This window comes from Flavobacterium limicola, from assembly GCF_003634755.1.
GTDB classification, from domain to species: domain Bacteria; phylum Bacteroidota; class Bacteroidia; order Flavobacteriales; family Flavobacteriaceae; genus Flavobacterium; species Flavobacterium limicola.
This window is the reverse complement of sequence record NZ_RBXA01000001.1, coordinates 888,073-909,217: the sequence shown is the minus strand read 5'-3', so window position 1 is coordinate 909,217 and position 21,145 is coordinate 888,073. Positions and strand designations below refer to the sequence as shown.

General features: G+C 34.5%; 14 protein-coding genes and 1 tRNA gene. 4 read left to right on the top strand and 11 right to left on the bottom strand.

From position 1 onward, the window contains the following. Positions 1 to 8 precede the first annotated feature (8 nt). Genes BC952_RS04030 through BC952_RS04000 form a run of 7 tightly spaced genes read right to left on the bottom strand, consistent with a single transcriptional unit; the run spans position 9 to position 9,622 of the window. Complete coding sequence (locus BC952_RS04030; protein ID WP_121364346.1) at positions 9 to 1,166, bottom strand: cytochrome c oxidase subunit II; 1,158 nt, start codon at positions 1,164 to 1,166, stop codon at positions 9 to 11. A 19-nt stretch (positions 1,167 to 1,185) separates the two neighbouring features. Beyond that, positions 1,186 to 2,661, bottom strand: a complete 1,476-nt coding sequence (locus BC952_RS04025; protein ID WP_121364345.1) for a cation-translocating P-type ATPase — start codon at positions 2,659 to 2,661, stop codon at positions 1,186 to 1,188. Positions 2,662 to 2,688: 27 nt separating this feature from the next. Next, positions 2,689 to 3,234, bottom strand: coding sequence for a c-type cytochrome (locus BC952_RS04020; RefSeq protein ID WP_121364344.1), 546 nt, complete (start codon positions 3,232 to 3,234; stop codon positions 2,689 to 2,691). An 8-nt stretch (positions 3,235 to 3,242) separates the two neighbouring features. Further along, a complete protein-coding gene (locus BC952_RS04015; protein WP_091165797.1) occupies positions 3,243 to 3,767 on the bottom strand; it encodes a DUF3341 domain-containing protein in 525 nt (174 codons plus the stop codon). After that, positions 3,760 to 5,163: an NrfD/PsrC family molybdoenzyme membrane anchor subunit gene (gene nrfD / locus BC952_RS04010; RefSeq protein WP_121364343.1), complete on the bottom strand. Its 1,404-nt coding sequence runs from the start codon at positions 5,161 to 5,163 to the stop codon at positions 3,760 to 3,762. Before nrfD ends, BC952_RS04015 begins: the two co-directional genes overlap by 8 nt. 38 nt (positions 5,164 to 5,201) lie before the next feature. Further along, positions 5,202 to 8,258 carry a TAT-variant-translocated molybdopterin oxidoreductase gene (locus BC952_RS04005; RefSeq protein ID WP_121364342.1) on the bottom strand — a complete coding sequence of 1,019 codons (3,057 nt, stop codon included), beginning with the start codon at positions 8,256 to 8,258 and terminating at the stop codon, positions 5,202 to 5,204. A gap of 29 nt (positions 8,259 to 8,287) precedes the next feature. Beyond that, on the bottom strand, positions 8,288 to 9,622 hold the full coding sequence (locus BC952_RS04000) for a c-type cytochrome (RefSeq protein ID WP_121364341.1): 1,335 nt from the start codon (positions 9,620 to 9,622) through the stop codon (positions 8,288 to 8,290). Positions 9,623 to 9,837: 215 nt separating this feature from the next. On the opposite strand from BC952_RS04000, the gene BC952_RS03995 reads away from it, so the two are divergent. Then, the gene (locus tag BC952_RS03995) at positions 9,838 to 10,227 is read left to right on the top strand and encodes an SPOR domain-containing protein (protein ID WP_121364340.1); all 390 of its coding nucleotides are present in this window, start codon (positions 9,838 to 9,840) and stop codon (positions 10,225 to 10,227) included. Positions 10,228 to 10,925: 698 nt separating this feature from the next. Here the strand turns inward: BC952_RS03995 and infB are convergent. The 3 genes from infB to rimP all read right to left on the bottom strand — a co-directional run bounded on the left by infB (position 10,926) and on the right by rimP (position 15,667). Further along, positions 10,926 to 13,823, bottom strand: a complete 2,898-nt coding sequence (gene infB / locus BC952_RS03990; protein ID WP_121364339.1) for a translation initiation factor IF-2 — start codon at positions 13,821 to 13,823, stop codon at positions 10,926 to 10,928. 112 nt (positions 13,824 to 13,935) lie between these two features. Then, positions 13,936 to 15,189: a transcription termination factor NusA gene (gene nusA / locus BC952_RS03985; protein ID WP_039108733.1), complete on the bottom strand. Its 1,254-nt coding sequence runs from the start codon at positions 15,187 to 15,189 to the stop codon at positions 13,936 to 13,938. Between the two features lie 13 nt (positions 15,190 to 15,202). Further along, entirely contained in the window at positions 15,203 to 15,667 is a 465-nt protein-coding gene (gene rimP, locus BC952_RS03980; protein ID WP_121364944.1) for a ribosome assembly cofactor RimP, read from the bottom strand. Positions 15,668 to 15,845: 178 nt separating this feature from the next. Here rimP and BC952_RS03975 point away from each other — a divergent pair, with 178 nt between their 5' ends. Next, complete coding sequence (locus BC952_RS03975) at positions 15,846 to 16,670, top strand: universal stress protein (protein ID WP_121364338.1); 825 nt, start codon at positions 15,846 to 15,848, stop codon at positions 16,668 to 16,670. Positions 16,671 to 16,810: 140 nt separating this feature from the next. Here BC952_RS03975 and BC952_RS03970 read toward each other — a convergent pair. Continuing rightward, a tRNA-Gln gene (locus BC952_RS03970) sits at positions 16,811 to 16,881 on the bottom strand. A 255-nt stretch (positions 16,882 to 17,136) separates the two neighbouring features. Here BC952_RS03970 and BC952_RS03965 point away from each other — a divergent pair. Both BC952_RS03965 and BC952_RS03960 read left to right on the top strand, forming a co-directional pair. Continuing rightward, positions 17,137 to 20,418, top strand: a complete 3,282-nt coding sequence (locus BC952_RS03965) for a glycosyltransferase family 117 protein (RefSeq protein ID WP_121364337.1) — start codon at positions 17,137 to 17,139, stop codon at positions 20,416 to 20,418. A 73-nt stretch (positions 20,419 to 20,491) separates the two neighbouring features. Continuing rightward, positions 20,492 to 21,133 (top strand): polysaccharide deacetylase family protein, encoded by a 642-nt coding sequence (locus BC952_RS03960; protein WP_121364336.1) that lies wholly within the window; start codon positions 20,492 to 20,494, stop codon positions 21,131 to 21,133. Positions 21,134 to 21,145 lie beyond the last annotated feature (12 nt).

Here is a 21,145-nt window from a genome sequence, read left to right as displayed (position 1 = left end):
CTTATTAATTATTTCATTGCCATTACGGAAACCACTGCAGTATCTTTTGTTTTTGTAGAATCTGTACCAGATGCTCCATCAGCAGCAGCAGGTTCAGCCATTGCAGCTTTTACCTCATTTACGATTGTTGCCTTGTCTTTCAACCATGCTTTATAGTCTTCAGGTGTATCTACAATAATTTTCATTTGCATGTTATAGTGTGATGCTCCACAAATTTTGTTACAAAGCAATAAGTAATCAAATGTGTAAGGATCTAGAGCAGTTTCTCCCTTAGCTACTAATCCAATGCTTTTTTTAGATCTTAAAGCATTAATGTTAGCAACTTTCTCTACCATAAAAGGTAATTCTCTATATTCTGCTGTAGTGTAAATAGGTTCAAATGCAAATTGAGTAACCATACCTGGAACACAATTCATTTGAGCTCTAAAGTGAGGCATATAAGCTGAATGCAAAACATCTTGAGAACGCATTTTAAAAAGTATTTTTTTACCTTTTGGGATATGCAACTCCGTTACAACAATGTCATCTTGAGCATATGGATCCGCTAAATCAACTCCAACTGAATTGGCACCTTCAATAAACCTAACATTAGCCTTTCCTAGCACATTATCTTCACCTGAGTATCTTGCTTTCCAATTAAATTGTTGTGCATACAATTCTATTACAATGGTATCTTCATCTTCATCAACAAACATAATATTTGTCCATGCATAAAGACCATATAAAATCAATCCTGCCAAAACAACCGCTGGGATAACGCTCCAAATTGCCTCTAATTTATTATTATCAGCAAAGTAAAGTGCTTTTTGATCCTTTTTACCTCTGTATTTGAAGGCAAAATAATGCAATAAAACTTGAGTTATAGCTTGAACAATAAAAATAAGCACCCATGTGATGTTCATTAAATTATCCACTTCTCCACCATGAGCAGAAGCAGGTGTGTGAAGAACTAGCGGCCCCCATTTAAACAATCCGTAAATTGAAAAAATGTAAATGAAAGCTAGAAAACCAAACATTAAATAACCTTGAACGTTATTATCATTATCCGTAGCTATTTCTGAACTATCTGAATTGGATCCAACTTGCGTTAGGTCGAATATTTTAGTCAATTGCCATAAAGCAACAGCTAATAAAACTAAAACTATAATTACCAACAAACTTGTCATCTGTTTTTTTCTTTAAATATTAATAATGAAAATGTTTACTTTCTTCAATGAAAGGATTTCTTTTTGGCAACAAAGGTGATTTAGTTAATGCTGTAAAAACAACATAAATAAATAATCCAAGGAAGAAAAGAACAGATGCTATTTCTGAAATTCCAATAAACCATCTATCACCTACCGTTCCCGGCATAATCATATTAAAGAAATCAATATAATGACCTGCTAATATAACAACTCCTGCCATAACTAATACCCAAGTAATCCTTTTGAAGTCAGTATTGATTAAGATCAATAAAGGGAAAACAAAATTCATTACTACAGCTCCAAAGAATGGAAGATTGTACAACTCTATTCTGGTGATAAAATATGTCACCTCCTCAGGAATATTTGCATACCATATCAACATGTACTGTGAAAACCATAAATAAGTCCAAAAAACACTAAAACCGAACATGAATTTGGCTAAATCATGAATATGACTTGTATTAACATATTCTAAAAATCCCCTAGATTTTAAGTATAAAGTAACTAAAGCAATCGTTGTTATTGCACTAACAAAGAAGCTAGCAAAAACGTACCAACCAAACAAAGTACTAAACCAGTGTGGATCAATAGACATTATCCAGTCCCAAGACATTATAGATTCAGATACAATAAAAAACACAAGAAACATTGCTGAAAGCTTGAAGTTCTTTTTGTAGTTAAGATCATCATTTGCATCATCTTGTGCCAAACAATTTTTTCTTGAGAAGTATTGGTATAAACTCCAACCCGTCAAAAATATAGCAGCTCTAATAATCCAGAAAGGAAAATTTAAATAACCCGCCTTGTTTGCAATTAATTTATCATTGGCAACAACTTCAGGATCTAACCATATAAAAAGGTGGTTCAAATGTAACCCACATAAAATTAAAATCACAAAAAAGATAACTGAACCTACAGGTAAATAAGCAGTTATACCTTGCATAACTCTGAATAAAACAGGTGACCATCCAGCTTGAGCTACTTGTTGGATTGCATAAAAAACTAATACCCCAAGAGAAACAAGCATGAAGAAGATACAAGCAACATACAAAGCAGACCAAGGTTTGTTTTGTAATTGATGTAATACATGATTTAAATGTTCCGTATGTTCTGCCTCTTCACTAACCTCATGACCTTCTTTTTTAACGGCTACTTTAGATTGAACTGTTTCAGCATGTGCTGCTTCAGCAACTTTAGTAGTATCATCTGTTGGAGCAAGAGCTCCATGAGATTCCTCAATTTTTATCTCTTCGGTAGCTTCTCCATGGCCAACTGCAACTTCATGCGAAGATTCAGCTGAAGCAGAAGCTTCGTGTTTTGCTTCGCCATGTCCACCATGACTTTCGGCTGCAAGAAGAGTTTCAACTTCTTGAATATCCTTTGGTGCACTCCAAAAACCATATCCAATTCCTAATATACCTACGGCCATTAAGATGAAAGAAAGAGTTTTTAATTTACTTGAAAATGTATACATATCTATTACGATCAGTTTGTTCAACAATTATAATTCGCTTTTTAGTTTCAGAACATAGTCAGTAACTAACCAACGTTCCTGGGCACTCAATTGGTTTGCATGTGAACCCATTGAATTCAAACCATATGTTATTACATGAAAAACACTTCCTTCCGTAATAACTCTATCTTTATAACTAGGAACACCCAAGAATTTTTCTCTCTCTACCAGTTTACCTTTACCGTTTCCAGAAGCACCATGGCAACTGATACAATAAATCTCAAAAAGTTCTTTTCCTTTCTCAGGATTTCTACTTAAAGAATCTAAAGGAGATTTAAGGTTTGCTTTAGCTAACTCATATCCCGCTGTTGAATTTTCATATTCAAAAGGTTCGAATCCTCTATTTACAGTTCCTTCAGCTGGAAGTTGACCTTCTTTACCGTTTTTAAATGCATTCGATTCAGCATAAGTTTCATACCCTACTGATTCGTACATATTTGGAAAATATTGATAGTTCGGTGCCGCATTATTATGGCATGATGAAACTAAAATAGTTATACCAAATAAAAGTGTTATTTTATATACGCTTTTCATATCTATAATTAATGCTTATCTATTACTTTAACTTCTACAGCGCCTGTACTTTGAAAAAAAGAAATCAATTCTTCTTCGTTATCATTTACAGCAACTTCCATTAAAAAATGGTCATCTGTAGTTCTTACATCTGGATTCTCTGCTTCTTTAAAAGGCCATAATTTACTCCTCATATAAAAAGTAATAACCATTAAGTGAGCTGCAAAAAATACCGTAAGTTCAAACATAATTGGAACGAAAGCCGGCATGTTTTCAATATAACTAAAACTTGGCTTTCCACCTATGTCTTGTGGCCAATCTTGAATCATTATGTAATTCATCATAGCTGTAGCTACCGAAATTCCAACACATCCATAAAGAAAAGCACAAATTGCTAATCTTGTAGGTGCGATACCCATAGCTTTATCCAAACCGTGAACCGGAAATGGAGTAAAAACCTCTTCAATATGATGATGAGCTGCTCTGGTTTTTTTAACCGCATCCATCAATATATCATCGTCATTATAAATGGCGTATATTACTTTATTACTCATGGTGTGAATCTTTATTTGCTTCTCTTTCTCTTTTGTAATTATCTCCAGTTCCTTTCAAAATTGTTTTTACCTCTGCCTGTGCAATTACAGGGAATGTTCTTGAATACAATAAGAACAATACAAAGAAGAAACCTATTGTTCCGATGAAAATTCCAATGTCAACAAATGTAGGTGAAAACATTGTCCAAGAAGATGGTAAATAATCTCTATGTAACGAAGTTACGATAATTACAAATCTCTCAAACCACATTCCAATATTTACAACTATCGAAATTATAAAGGAGAACATGATACTTGTTCTTAATTTTTTGAACCACATGAATTGTGGAGAAAAAACATTACATGTCATCATTGACCAATATGCCCACCAGTAAGGTCCAGTAGCTCTATTCAAAAAAGCATATTGTTCGTATTCTACACCAGAATACCATGCAACAAATAATTCAGTTATATAGGCAACCCCAACAATAGAACCCGTAATCATGATAACGATATTCATCAATTCAATGTGTTGAACCGTGATATAAGCTTCTAGATTAGACACTTTTCTCATAATGATAAGCAAAGTATTTACCATTGCAAATCCAGAGAAAACCGCTCCAGCAACAAAGTACGGAGGGAAAATTGTAGTATGCCATCCCGGAATAACAGAGGTAGCAAAGTCCATCGATACAATAGTATGCACCGAAAGTACAAGTGGAGTAGCTAAACCTGCTAGTACTAAAGATACTTCTTCAAAACGTTGCCAGTCTTTTGCTCTACCGCTCCATCCAAAACTTAATATAGAATAAACTCTTTTGTTGAAAGGAGTAATCGCTCTATCACGTAACATAGCAAAATCAGGTAATAAACCAGTCCACCAGAAAACTAATGAAACCGAAAGATACGTTGAAATTGCAAATACATCCCAAAGTAATGGCGAGTTAAAGTTTACCCAAAGAGAACCAAATTGATTCGGGATTGGTAAAACCCAATACGCTAACCATGGACGTCCCATGTGGATGATTGGAAATAAACCTGCTTGAATAACCGAGAATATTGTCATTGCTTCTGCAGAACGGTTAATCGCCATTCTCCAACGCTGACGGAAAAGTAATAATACAGCCGAAATAAGTGTTCCTGCGTGACCAATACCAACCCACCAAACAAAGTTCGTGATATCCCAAGCCCATCCTACAGTTTTATTTAATCCCCATGTTCCAATACCTGTAGATACGGTGTAAATAATACAGCCAAGTCCCCAAAGGAAGGCTATTAATGCGATTGAAAACACAATCCACCAATGTTTGTTTGCTTTACCTTCAACAGGCGCAGCTACATCTACAGTTACATCGTGATAAGATTTATCACCTATAACTAAGGGTTTTCTAATGGTTGCTTCGTAGTGAGACGACATAATCCTTTATATTGATTCTTAATTAATTATTTTTTGTACTAGGTATTTCTAACTTTAACGTGGTAAATCACATTTGGTTTTGTTCCAACATGCTCCAATAAATGATACATTCTTTCGTCAGCAGCTAATTTAGTTATTTCTGCTTCTGAATCATTTACATCACCAAATTTCATTGCTCCAGTAGAACAAGCATTTGAACATGCTGTTTGGAATTCACCATCAACGATTGCTCTTCCTTCTCTTTTTGCTTTCAATATTGTCGCTTGTGTCATTTGAATACACATTGAACATTTCTCCATAACTCCACGAGAACGAACATTAACATCTGGATTCAATACCATACGTCCTAAATCGTCATTCATATGATAATCGAATTCACTGTTTTTGTTGTACAAGAACCAGTTAAAACGACGTACTTTATACGGACAGTTGTTAGCACAGTAACGCGTTCCAACACATCTGTTGTAAGCCATATGGTTTTGACCTTGACGCGAGTGTGAAGTTGCAGCAACTGGACAAACTGTTTCACAAGGTGCATGGTTACAATGTTGACACATTACAGGTTGAAAAGATACTTGTGGATTGTCACCCGCTTTTTCCATTTCATTAAATGTAGACAACGAACTTGACAAACCTGCGATATTTTCTTTTCTTTCGTTATCTCCTTCAAAAGTACTTTCAGAAGAATAATATCTGTCAATACGCAACCAGTGCATATCACGACTTCTTCTTACTTCTGATTTCCCAACAACAGGAACGTTGTTTTCAGCATGACAAGCAATCACACAGGCACCACAACCGGTACAAGCGTTCAAGTCAATCGAAAGATTAAAATGGTGACCCGTTGAACGATCAAATGAATCCCATAAATCTACTTTAGTTGCTTCAACTTCTTTATGATCTAAAGACACCATTGGTTGTTCATTCCAAACGTGAGCATCTTTTGTATTGAAAATTTCTAAAGAAGTTTCTTTTATGATATCACCTCTACCCATTAATGTTTTCTGACCTTGAACACAAGCAAACTCATGTTCTCCTCCAGCTTTCGCCAATGTTACAGACTGTACATTATTAAAACCTTTGTATAAAGAGTAAGCGTTTAAACCTACCATCATTTCTTCTTTCAAAGCCGCTTTACGACCATAACCTAATGCTAAACCAATAGTTCCTACAGCTTGACCTGGTTGAACAATTACCGGTACATTTTCTAATTTAAGTCCATCTGCAGTTATAATAGTAGCATAACTTCCGTTTAATCCACCATTTGCAACGATTTCATTAGAAAGTTCATATTTCTTAGCATCTGCATTCGAAACAGTAACATAATTATCCCACGATACTCTTGTAATTGGATCCGGAAACTCTTGCAACCAAGGATTATTAGCCTGTTGTCCATCTCCCATACCTGTTTTAGTATATAAAACAAGTTCTAGTCCTTGCGCAACTTTTGATTGTGCTAAAGCATTGGCAGCTGCACTAAAATCAGCAGAACCACCAGTGGCAGAAGGAATCACTCCAACAAAAACACCATCATGCAATACTTTGTTCCATGTAGAACCAGCTATTATTGTTGATGAAGTCGCTTTGATATAATCATAGAAAGTACCTGTTGATCCATTTAAAGACAACAATACATCTTGAAATTGTTTCGTATTAAAAAGAGGACGAATTGTAGGCTGAGTAATTCCATAAGTACCTTTTGTGATACTTACATCATTCCATGATTCTAAATAATGAGGAACAGCTGCAGCAACAGTACTCACTAATGCAGTCTCATCTTCTTTTAAAGAAAACGCCACTGATGTTTTTACCTTTTTAAGTCCTTCAACAAAAGAAGTACTATCAGATAAAGTATAAACTGGATTTACACCACTCATTATTAATGTATGAACGCTTCCCGCTTTCATATCATTAACCAATTGAGCAACTTTTGCATTAGAACCTTTTCTAATCTGTCTTGTTCCAGAAGTAGTGAAAGCTTCACTTGCCAATGCTTGGTTGACAGCCAAAACTAACAATTGAGCATTTTTATCTTGAATACCAGAAACTAACACTCCTTTTGAACCAGCAGCTTTCAATTGTTGAGCCGCTTTTGTAACTTCTGCTTTAAATTTATCTTCTAAACTTACAGCAACAGAAGAACCAGTTACAATATTATATATATGAACTAATGCTTGTTTTTGATTGGCAGTAGACATAGGCAAACGCTTATCAGCAGCAGCACCAGACAATGTCATGTTTGCTTCTAACTGAAAGTGACGAGACATCTTTCCTGCCTTAGGAATTCTTCCTTTTGCATAACCTGAATCATAACTACCACCTTGCCAATCTCCCAGGAAATCAGCTCCAATAGAAACTATAAGTGAAGCTTTAGAAAAATCATAATCAACCAAAGCCCTTTCTCCATAAACTGTTTCAAAAGCATCTAATGCTTCAGATTCAGATACAGCATCATAAACAACATGTTTAGCATTTGGATTTTTACCAATAAACTCAGCAATCAACTTCTCAGTTGACGGACTGGCTAATGTATTTGTCAAAAGCACCACTTGACCACCTTTTGTAGCAGCATCAGCTATACTTGATTTAATCTTAGAATCTACAGCTGACCAAGTTGAATTTTTACCTTCAATTTTAGGCTCTTTCAAACGCATACTATCATATAAAGATAGAATAGACGCATGAATTCTTGCATTAGCACTAAACTTAGCACCAGCAATAGTATTATTATCTATTTTAATAGGACGCCCTTCACGGGTTTTTACCAAAAGATTAGCAAAATCAAAACCGTCAAAAACAGAAGTTGCATAATAATCCGCAACTCCAGGAATGATTTGCTCCGGCTGAAGTACGTAAGGTATTGATTTGTTTACAGGACCTTCGCAAGCTGCAAGCGTAGCTGCCGCAGTACTAAAACCAACGTACTTTAAAAAGTCACGACGTGATGTTGACGAAGATGACAAAGCGTCATTATTTCCTAAAAATTCATCAGTAGGAATTTCTTCAACAAATTCGTTATTTCTAAGCGCCTCAACAATAGAACTATTTTTGTCTAGTTCCTCAACACTTTTCCAGTATTTTTTGTTTGATGACATATATAAATATTAAAATCTTAATAATTTGATTAATAATGGCATTTACCACATTCTAAACCTCCCATTTGCGCTGCAGTCAATTTGTCTACACCGTATTTCTTAGAAAGTTCATCATGTATTTTAGTGTAATACTCATTGCCTTCCATCTTAACGTCCGTTTTTCTATGGCAATCGATACACCAACCCATTGTTAGTGGAGCAAATTGTTTTTGAATCTCATACTCTTGAACTGGACCGTGACATGTTTGACATTCGATTCCAGCAACAGTTACGTGTTGCGAGTGATTAAAGTAAACAAAATCAGGTAAATTATGAATACGAACCCATTTTACAGGCTGAGTTTTTCCAGTATAAGTTTGCGTTGTTTTATCCCAACCCACCGCAGTATATAATTTTTGAATTTGCTCATCATAAAATGCTTTGCTGTATTCTGGTGTAGCAGTAGTTTCTGCAACTTCAGCTATATTTTTATGACAGTTCATACAAACATTCAGCGAAGGAATTCCACCGTTTTTACTTACTCTAGCAGCAGAGTGACAGTATTTACAGTTGATTTCATTATCACCAGCGTGTATTCTGTGAGAATAATGAATTGGCTGTATTGGAGCGTAATCTTGATCAACACCCACTTGCATCAAAAATCCATAAACAAAATAAGCACTAGCCAAAAGCAAAAACACCGCAGTGACTAAAACTAAAAATTGATTTCTAGCAAATGCTTTCCAAATAGGAGTTGTTGGAGTTTTCGGAGCAGTTTCAATACCATTTGCTTTCGCAACCTTAGATAAAACTTGATTTACTAAAAACAACATCACCACCAAAATAAGCATAACAAGTGCTAAAGCACCTAATATAATGTTATTCGAAACTCCACTTTCGGACGACGCAGTACCAGGAACCGCTTCAGCACTACCGGCTGCTGGGGCAGGAGCTTCAACTTTCGGTTCAGATGTGTACGCAATGATATTATCAATATCACCTTCCGATAATTGAGGAAAAGCCGACATAACTGCCTTATTATTTTCTTCAAATACTTTCACAGCCTGAGCATCTCCAGACTTAATCAAATCAGAACTATTTTTAATCCATTTGTAAAGCCACGGCATATCATACTTACCAGCTACACCCCTAAGAGCAGGACCCGTAGCTTTAGCATCAAGTTTGTGACATGCAGCACAATTTGCATTAAACAATTCTTTACCTTTTACAGCATCTCCACCCGTGACTGCAGCTGGAGCCGCAGCTGCATCAGTCACCGCAACAGCAGCTTCTTGAGCAAATGAAGTTAAAGAGAAAATTAACGATAAGGCTAAGCCTAAAAATAATTTCCTTGAGATCGAATTATGGTTACCCACCTTTTTCATATAGTATAATGATTATCTACTAAAAATTGGCACAGTTTTTTCTAATTGCATTATAAAAACTGATCCTTTATTTTAAAACTTGGACAAAAATACGACTTAAGAACTATTCTCAAAACCTTAAAATAGTCTTAATTTCAATTTATATCAATTCTAAATAACATTTGCTATTTGGTATCAATCATTAAATATTACTTTTACATAAAAACAATCACATTATGAGAATTTTAGCCACTCGAAAAGCCTTTTTTATCCCTGTAACATTATTAATTTGCACGTTCAACGCAACTGCACAAGATGGGAAAATTACTGTAAATCAGGACTACAAATTTGAACAATTACTAAACGAAAAGAGAAAAACAAATGTTTCCAATGCTGTAAATGACCGATATAAAATTCAAATTTTTAGCGGCGAAAGCGACAAAGCAAAAAACACACTGAATCAATTCAGACAAGAATTCAGCGACTTAGACGGTACCATTATATTTTTTACTCCAAATTATAAAGTTTGGGTAGGAAATTTTAAAACACGAATTGAAGCGGAACGCAATCTAATTGAGATTAGAAAAAGCTATAGCAATGTGCATCTGATAAGACCTAGTAAATAATAAAAATTACTGTTTTTTTCTCAATATAACATATTCTTAACAAGAAAGCCATTCGTAACGAATGGCTTTCTTGTTTTTATCTCATTCTAAAAACTCCATTGTCAAACTATCGGAATAACAGTAAGCAACTACAGACAAATAGACTTTTATGATAATATTCATTGAATTAGCTATTATATAAGTCTATATAAACTATTAAACGCTCTTCACTACTTAAATCAAATTTATCGCTAAAACAGCATACATTTTGGCAAAATGTTATTGCTATATCGTCTACAATTAAGCAAAAAATCCTTCCCTCAATTAACTTTATAAAATAGTATCAAAATGAAATATTTGCAGTTCCAATAGTATGGAAATCACTTTTTTTTAACTCATACAAAAAAATACCTGACTAAAATAATTTTCTCTAAATAGTAGTTTGAAGATTAAAATAAAACTACACCTCCTAAAACAACTTTATTACACTAAAGCCCTCTTGTTTGCGTGAAGCATAGAAGCTAGCTACCCCGTAGCGCGGATAAACCGGTAGCATATTGAAAAAAGTGCAATGAACAGCATATTGCTGACCCTTTTTCCTAGATGGCGACACTCCTAAATAAAACGAATTTAATTGCTATAGAAATAACAATTGGTTAAATATACAAAACAAAAAATCCCGACGAATCGGGATTTTAATTTTAAAAAATATTGAAATTCTATTTCAATTTCTTTTTGATTGCTACCTCATGGTATGATTCGATAACATCTCTTTCTTCAATGTCATTGTATCCTTTTACTTGAATACCACAATCATATCCTTTTGCCACTTCTTTTACATCATCTTTGAAACGTTTCAACGCTAACAATTCTCCTGTAAAGACAACAACTCCTTCTCTAATGATTCTCATTTTAGCATTTCTGGCAATTTTACCATCCATTACCATACAACCTGCAATCGAACCTACTTTAGAGATTTTGAATATCTCTCTAATCTCAGCTGTACCCAGAATTTCTTCTTTCATTTCAGGTGCTAACATTCCTTCCATTGCATCTTTCAAGTCATCGATAGCTGCATAGATAATAGAGTAGTAACGGATATCGATTTCCTCTTTGTCTGCCAATTGTCTTGCATTTCCAGCAGGACGAACATTAAATCCGATAATAATCGCATCTGATGCAGAAGCCAACATAACGTCAGTTTCCGTAATCGCTCCAACACCTTTATGGATAATATTGATTTGAATTTCTTCAGTAGATAATTTAGAGAACGAATCAGACAATGCTTCAACAGAACCGTCCACATCTCCTTTAAGGATAATGTTCAATTCTTTAAATTGACCCAATGCAATTCTACGACCAATTTCATCTAAAGTAATATGACGTTGTGTACGAACTGATTGCTCACGCATTAATTGAGAACGTTTAGACGCAATTTGTTTTGCTTCTTTTTCGTCTTCAAAGATGTTAAACTTATCACCTGCAGTTGCTGCACCATCTAAACCAAGAACAGAAACTGGAGTCGAAGGACCTGCAACAGTAACAATATTCCCACGTTCATCATGCATGGCTTTAATTTTACCATGATGCTTACCAGCTAACATATAATCTCCAATTTTCAATGTTCCGTTTTGAACTAATATCGTAGAAACATATCCTTTTCCTTTATCAAGGAAAGCTTCAACAACAGTTCCAGAAGCTGCTTTATTTGGATTTGATTTCAAATCTAAAAGTTCTGCTTCTAACAATACTTTCTCTAATAATTCTTTCACTCCTGTTCCTACTTTCGCAGAAATATCATGTGATTGAATTTTTCCACCCCAATCTTCAACAAGTAAATTCATACCCGCTAATCTTTCTTTTACTTTTTCAGGATTAGCATTTGGCTTATCAATTTTATTGATAGCAAATATGATAGGAACTCCAGCTGCTTGAGCATGGCTAATTGCTTCCTTGGTTTGCGGCATGATGTCATCATCCGCAGCAATCACAATAATAGCAATATCGGTAACTTGAGCACCACGTGCACGCATCGCAGTAAACGCTTCGTGACCAGGTGTATCTAAGAATGCAATTTTTTGTCCGTTATCTAAAGTTACTCCGTAGGCACCAATATGTTGCGTAATTCCTCCAGACTCACCTGCAATTACGTTCTCTTTACGAATGTAATCCAGTAACGATGTTTTACCGTGATCGACGTGACCCATTACTGTTACAATTGGCGCTCTGAAAACTAAATCTTCTTCTCTGTCTTCAACAACTTGAATTGCTTCTTCGATGTCTACCGTGATAAATTCAACTTCATAACCAAATTCGTCAGCAACGATAGTCAAAGTTTCTGCGTCAAGACGTTGGTTCATGGTAACCATGATTCCAAGTGACATACACGTACCAATAACTTTAGTAATTGGTACATCCATCATGATTGCAATTTCCCCTACAGTAACAAACTCAGTAACTTTAATAGTTTTACTTCCTTCGTCAATAGCTCTTTGCTCATCATCAGATTTCTGACGGTGCGTATCTCTTTTATCTCTTCTATATTTAGCCGCTTTAGATTTACCACCTTTACCTTGTAGTTTCTCTAAAGTCTCTCTAATTTGATTTTTAACTTCCTCTTCTGTAGGCTCAACTTTTGCAACAATAGCAGGTCTGTTTCCTTTTACAAAACCAGGTCTTGAACTTCTGTTAGCATTGAATCCTCCGCCACCTACATTAGGTGTAATCTTGTTAGGATTTGGCGCACCCGGAACTCCCGGTATTGCAGGCGGTCTAGGAGCACCTGGTTTAGGAGCAATCCTTTTACGCTTGTTTTTATTTGCATTGGCAGCAGCTGAACCTGGAGCACCCGGTTTATTCGGAGTGATTTTTGGTTCTTCTTTTTTCTTTTTCGGTTTGTTAAATTGAGATAAATCAATTATTTGACCTGTTAAAGTAGTCCCCGATAGTTTTTGATATTGCGTCGTGATGGTTTCATCAACAGGCGCTTCATCAGCTTTAACCGCTTCTACTTTTTCAACTACTTTTGGCTCAGCAGGAACTTCTTTCGGAGCCTCTACTTTAACCTCTTTTATCCCAACAACAGGTTTTACCTCTTTCTTGTCTGAAACAACTTTTTCTTCCAAAGGTTTTTCTGGCGACGGTTTTTCTGCTGAAACTTCTTTTTGTACTGGTTTTACCTCAGGTACTTTAGCAACTGGAGTCTCCACTTTTTCAACAGCTTTCACAGGAGGGACAATGGAAGGTTTTTTTGGATTAAGATCAATCTTACCCACTTGAACAGGTCCTGCTATAACCGCTCTCGCTTTTATAACCTCTTGCTGTTTAAGACGCTCTTCATCAATCTTACGTTTGTCTTCGATTTCTTTCTCTCGTTCTAAACGCAACGCTTCTTTTTCTTTTCTTTTCTCTTCCCCTACTTCTTTAGAAGCCTCCTTATTCCCTTTGTCACCTGCAAACTGACCGCACAAGACATTGTATATATCATCAGAAATTTTTGCGTTTGGATTTGCTTCAATAGCAATCCCCTTATCTTTTAGATAATCCACAGCTCTTTCTAAAGAAATATTCAATTCCCTTAAAACTTTGTTTATTCTAATAATTCTCTCTTCAGACATAAAACCTTTTTATTATTACCTTTTTTGTTATTCCTCACTTTACTTCCAACTCGATACCTACCGAGCAAGAATTAATTGTAAAGTGGCATGTTTATCGTTGAAGACACTTTGACTAACTGTCAAATTCTTCTTTCAATATTCTCATTACATCTAGAATCGTTTCCTCTTCCAGGTCTGTTCTTCTTACTAAATCTTCTACATCTTGTTTCAAGATACTTTTTGCCGTATCCAAACCAATTTTTGCAAACTCTTCAATAACCCAGTCTTCAATTTCATCTGAAAACTCAGTCAATTCAACATCATCCTCATCAGCTGTAGCACCTGCAACATCTCCTTCACGAATAACGTCTAGCTCATAACCAGTCAATAAACCTGCTAATTTAATGTTGTGCCCACCACGACCAATAGCTTTAGAAACTTCTTCAAGTTTCAAGAAAACTTCCGCTCTTTTTGTCTCTTCATTTATTTTAATAGAAGACACTTTTGCAGGACTTAAAGCTCTTGTGATAAACAACTGTATGTTACTTGTATAATTGATAACATCAATATTTTCATTTCCTAATTCACGAACAATTCCGTGAATACGAGACCCTTTCATACCTACACAAGCTCCTACAGGATCAATTCTGTCGTCATAAGAATCTACGGCTACTTTTGCTTTTTCACCTGGTATTCTTACCACTTTTTTAACCATAATTAAACCGTCAAATACTTCCGGAATTTCTTGTTCAAATAATTTCTCTAAAAACTTCTCAGAAGTTCTAGACATAATAATTTGAGGTTTATTTCCTTTTAATTCAACGCTTTCTATTATTCCTCTAACATTATCCCCTTTACGGAAAAAGTCAGAAGGTATTTGTTTTTCTTTTGGTAAAATAATTTCATTTCCTTCATCATCAACTAAAATCACAACTCTTGGACGCACATGGTGCACTTCAGCAGTATAGATATCGCCTATTAAATCTTTAAATTGTTTGTAAAGATTCGTATTATCATGTTCATGAATTTTAGAAATCAAATTCTGACGTAACGCTAAAATTGCTCTTCTTCCTAAATCAATTAATTTTACTTCTTCGGAAACTTCTTCACCAATTTCAAAATCAGGCTCAATTTTTCTAGCTTCAGTCAACGTAATTTCAAGATGATCAAAATCTAAGTCCTCATCCGCAACGATTACTCTTCTTTGCCATATCTCCATATCTCCTTTATCAGGATTTATAATGATATCAAAATTATCATCTGAACCGTATTTTTTCTTCAATGCATTTCTAAATACATCTTCTAAAATTGCCATAAGCGTTACACGATCAATAAGTTTATCATCTTTAAACTCTGAGAATGAATCGATTAATGCTAAATTTTCCATGCGAATTCTTTAATTAAAATGTTACTGTAACAATTGCTTCTTTTATATCTACGTAAGGTAGTTTAAGTTCCTTTTGAACTGTTTCTTTCCCTTTTCCTATCTTTTTAGGTTCTCTTTCTTTCCAAGACAAAATTACAAAATCATCATTAGCATCCACTAATTCTGCTTCAATTATTTCTGATCCAGTCTTTACAATCAATGTTCGTCCTATATTTTTCTTATACTGTCTTACTAATTTCAATGGAGACCCAACACCTACCGAAGCTACTTCGAGAGAATAATCCTGTTCCTCTCGATCCAAATTACTATCTATGTATCTACTTACATCAATACAATCCTGAAGCGCTACCCCATTATCACCGTCTAAAGTAACAATAACCTTGAAAGCATCAGTGACGATAAGATCAATCAAAAAAATTGACGGCTTCTCTAAAAGGCCTTCTGCCAATAACGTATGTACTTTTTCTTTAAATGTCATATTTTTATAAAAAGAGGGGACATTTAGTCCCCTCATTATCTAGATTTTAATAAATAACCGTGCAAAGATAGTCTTTTTTTTTATAATTTAAAATAATCAGTTGCTGTTAAAATATTTCTTATCTTTATTAGACATTTTAAAGAACCCTTTTTCTTATAATTTTAAACCCTCCTAAATTATGAAACGAATTTTAGTTCCAACTGATTTTTCCAAACATGCTGAAGACGCTCTGAAAGCAGCCGCGCAAATTGCTAAAAAAAATGGGGCAGAGATATATCTGCTTCATCTACTAGAACTGCCTAATCAAATGAATGATGCAGTAACAAATGGCAGCAGTATTCCCGAGGTCATGCTTTTTATAAAAAAAGCGAATGAAAAACTTCAAAAAATCATGGAAGAGCCACACTTACAAGGAATCACCATTACTACCACAGTTCAATTTGAAAAAGCTTTTGACGGTATATTATCATTCAATAAAAAAAACAAAATAGACTTAATAGTCATGGGCTCACATGGCTCCTCAGGCATCGAAGAAATTCTTATTGGATCCAACACAGAAAAAGTAGTACGCCTTTCAGATATACCTGTATTAGTTATCAAAAAGGATTTAGACACATTTAACATTAAAAATATTGTATTCGCATCTGATTTTTCGAAAGAAATCAAAAAACCTTTCCTAAAAATGATTGAGTTTGCAAAAATATTTGATGCAAATTTAATTTTAGTCATGATTTGCACACCCAACAGTTTTAAAACAACCGCAATTGGCGAAAAAACCATGAAAAATTTTATTGCAGATTTCGAAGTCAATAATTACTCCATGCACATCTATAATGATTCCAATATCGAAAAAGGAATTCTAAATTTCACCAACACGGTAGGCGCAGATTTAATTGGTTTGTGCACACATGGAAGAACTGGATTGTCCCATTTTTTTAATGGAAGCATTAGTGAAGATTTAGTAAACCACACCATCAAACCTGTTATAACTTTCAAAATCTAATTGACAAGAATTTAAACCGTGATGAGATAGATAAACCTTACCGTTAATCTTGGAAATTCAAAAAGAGACACAATTGTATTGCATAATTTCCCTTAAAATAAGACATAAAAAAACCTCTCAAATAATGAGAGGTTTTTTAGTTGGTCTACAAGGACTCGAACCTTGAAAGACTGCACCAAAAACAGTTGTGTTACCATTACACCATAGACCAGCACAATTACTAAGCTAATATTCCTGCTTAGCGAGTGCAAATTTATACTATTTTTTAGTTTGCACAAACTTTTTTATCAATTTTATCAAAAAAATTTTCTCTAAAATTGAATTTAATTTCAAAAACAAACGAAAAAGATTCATAGTCAGAACGTTATTGAATTGCATTACTTTTCCAGAAAATATTGTTAATGCTATCAAGTTTAAACAAAAAAACATTTTCTTTGTAACTTACAATTAAATTAAATTTTAGTACATGGATAAAGCAGCATTCAATTTTAATAAATGGAATACAATTATTGGTTGGCTTACATTTGGAATCGCATTATTAACCTACACTTTGACTGTTGAGCCTACTATGAGTTTCTGGGATTGTGGAGAATATATTGCCACAGCAGCAAAATTAGAAGTTGGTCATCCGCCGGGAGCTCCATTATACCAAATGATTGGTGCTTTTTTCGCCATGTTTGCTAGAGATGAAACAAAAATTGCCTTGATGGTGAATATGATGTCTGTATTTTCAAGTGCATTTACTATTCTTTTCCTTTTTTGGTCTTCATCGATGGTCTTGAAAAAATTAGTTTCCCGATTTTCAGAACCAAATAAAAATAATGAGATTGTAATATTAGGGAGTTCATTTGTAGGTGCTTTAGCATACACTTTCTCTGATAGTTTTTGGTACAATGCAGTTGAAGCCGAAGTTTATGCTATGGCTTCCTTATTTATTGCTTTATTATTCTGGCTCGGATTACGCTGGGAACAGGACATGAATAAGCCAAGAGGAAACAAATGGTTATTAATTATTTCGCTTGTTGTTGGACTTTCGTTTGGAGTTCACTTCATGGCTTTGTTAACCATTCCCGCAATTGGTTTCTTGTACTTTTTCAAAAACTACAAAGTTGTTACCATCAAAAGCTTTCTGCTAGCGAATGTAATCGTAATCGCTATTTTACTTTTTATATTCAAACTACTCCTTCCTATAACTATGGGATTCTTTGGTAAAACCGAAGTATTTATGGTGAATAGCTTAGGATTACCGTTTGACTCCGGAACTATATTTGTTACTGTTTTACTGGCAGCTTTGTTTTATTTTGGTTTAAAATACACCAATAACAAAGGCTTGGCAACTTACAACACTTTAATTTTATGTGTTCTTTTTATCCTAATCGGATTTTCTACTTGGACCATGCTGCCTATACGTGCTAACGCCAATACCGTAATTAATGAGAATAAACCTTCTGATGCGCGTGAAGTTTTAGCCTACTACAACAGAGAACAATACGGTGTAAATCCGTTGTTTTATGGACCTCAATACACCGAAGCTTTTTCAGGCCTTGATGAAGATAATCCTTATCTGGACAAAGCACCCAATTACGAAAGAGATTACAAAACAGGCAAATATGTTATTGTAAATAATTTCAAAAATGCGGAGCAAAATACGGATGACAATCACAAAACTATCTTACCAAGAATGTGGAGTGGCGATCATATTGAAAATTATATGAATTTCACGAATCCGCCAGAGTTTAGGTTAAATCCTAATTATCCTTACGAAGACGATCTTGCGAAGTACGGAATTGACCCTAGTCAGCTAAGCGAGGAAGATTATAATAAAGCAATTGCACAACTGAAAAATGAAACTGAAAAAATCATAAATGAGTTCAGACAAGCTTATGCTCAAAATCAAATTGACAATGAAGGTTACGTAAAGTTTCTAAAAAGTTATGGTGATTATTTATTGATTGAAAAACCTTCAACTGCTGACAATCTAGGTTTTATGGTTGAATACCAATTTGGTTATATGTACTGGAGGTATTTAATGTGGAATTTTGTTGGCCGTCAAAATGACGTTCAAGGAAGATACGATTACCTGGACGGAAACTGGCTCAGCGGAATATCCTTTATAGACGAACTGCATTTAGGAAGTCAAGACAACCTACCTTCTGATGTGGTTAATAATAAAGGTCGAAATGTATATTTCTTTTTACCATTTATTCTTGGTTTAATTGGTTTAATGTATCATGCTAATAAGGATTTAAAAAGTTTCTACGTATTACTCGCTTTATTCCTTTTTACCGGAATAGCACTGAAAATATACTTAAACGAAAGACCTTTTGAACCACGAGAAAGAGATTATGCTTTAGTCGGCTCATTTTACGTGTTTGCCATCTGGATTGGTTTTGGAGTTTATGCCTTATATGAAAGTATCCAAAAATATTTAGCTCCAAAAATTGCCGGCCCAATAGTTATCTGCGCCAGTTTACTGGCTGCACCTGTACTTATGGCTGCTCAAAACTGGGATGATCATGATCGTTCAGGAAAATATACTGCTGTAGCCATGGCAAAAGCCTACCTTACTTCGTGTGATCCTAATGCTATTTTATTTACCATTGGCGATAACGACACGTTCCCGCTTTGGTACGCCCAAGAAATTGAAAAAGTAAGAACGGATGTCAAAATTGTAAATACTAGTTTATTCATGACAGATTGGTATATCGATCAAATGAAAACCAAAACATACGAGTCAGATCCATTACCTATTTCATTTACTCACGATCAGTATGTAGGAGATAAACTGGATTATGTAGCTCACATTCCAAAAGTTGAAAGTCGTTGGGATATAAAAGATTTCATTAGTTTCATAAAAAACCCTAAATCTACGGTTGATATGCAAAACGGTCAAACTATTCATTTTTATCCAACCAATAAAATAAGAATTCCAGTTGACAAGAACATCATTATACAAAATAAAGTTGTTTCTGCTAAATACAACGATTCTATTGTGCCTTATATTGATTTGGATATCAGCAAAAATGCATTGTACAAAAACAGATTAATGATGCTGGATATTGTTGCCAATAATAACTGGAAACGACCTATTTATTTCAGCGGAGGCGCATTTGATAACGAAGATTATATCTGGATGAAAGAGTACCTTCAACTGGAAGGTATGGTATACAAATTAGTCCCTATTAAAACAACTATCCCTAAAGACGGCGGTCCTCTTGAAATGGGACAAATAGACTCTGATAAAATGTATGCTAAAGTTATGAAATGGGATTGGGGCAATAGCGAAAGTCCGAAAATTTATCACGACCCTGAAACCCGTAAAAACAGTATAACGTACAGAAGTAACCTTTCAAGACTAATGAATCAGTTGATTGTTGAAGGCAAAAACGACAAGGCAAAAAATATTATCGATTTAGCGATGACAAAAATGCCTTTGGAATATTTTGGCTATTATTCATTAGTAGAACCTTTTGCTGACGGTTATTATAAAATTGGTGACAAAGTGAAAGCGCAACAATTACTAAATAAACTGGTAAATAAATATCAAGAGAACCTGAACTATTATGGCAATCTTAAATCATCTGAACAAAGCAGTATTGCCATTCCTATAATCACTGATATTGAGCGCTACAGAAGCCTTTTGCAAGTCATGAAAGGAAATGGAGATACTGATTTTTACAATAAACATAAAATTACATTCAACACATACATTAAGATGTTTGAACGTTTTGAACGAGAAAAAGAGTAATCTTGAATAGCAATTAGAAAAGGTAGCGACGTTGAAAAATGTCGCTATTTTTTTTTACTTTTAAAACTAAAAAATGAAATTCTACTGGATCAAGACAAATTGGATCATCAAAAAAATATTTTCTAATTATACTTGGGATGTTTCCAATACAGGAAACACCGTGTATCTCACATTCGATGACGGACCTATTCCAGAAATTACACCATGGGTTTTGGAAGAATTAAAAAAATACAACTTGAAGGCTACTTTTTTTTGTATTGGAGAAAATATTTCCAAGTATCCCGAAATATTCCACAAAGTAATCAAAGAAGGTCATTCCATAGGAAATCATACTTTTAATCATTTAAATGGCTGGAATACTTCTACTGAAGATTATATTGAAAATGTTGCACGATGCGAAGAAACGATTGACAAAAACACAAATCAAAATCTAAAATCCAGACTATTTCGTCCGCCTTATGGCAAATTAAAAACGGCTCAATCAAAAGCCATACGGAAATTAGGGTACAAAATAATTATGTGGGATGTACTTAGCGCTGATTTTGACACAACAATATCTAAAGAAAAATGTTTGGATAATGTGCTGTCAAATATAAAACCTGGAAGTATTATTGTGTTTCACGACAGTATAAAAGCCTTCAAAAATCTTGAATACGTTCTGCCAAAAACATTGGATTTTTTAAAAGAAAATAATTTTAATTGTGCTGTTTTGTGACATCCAAAATCA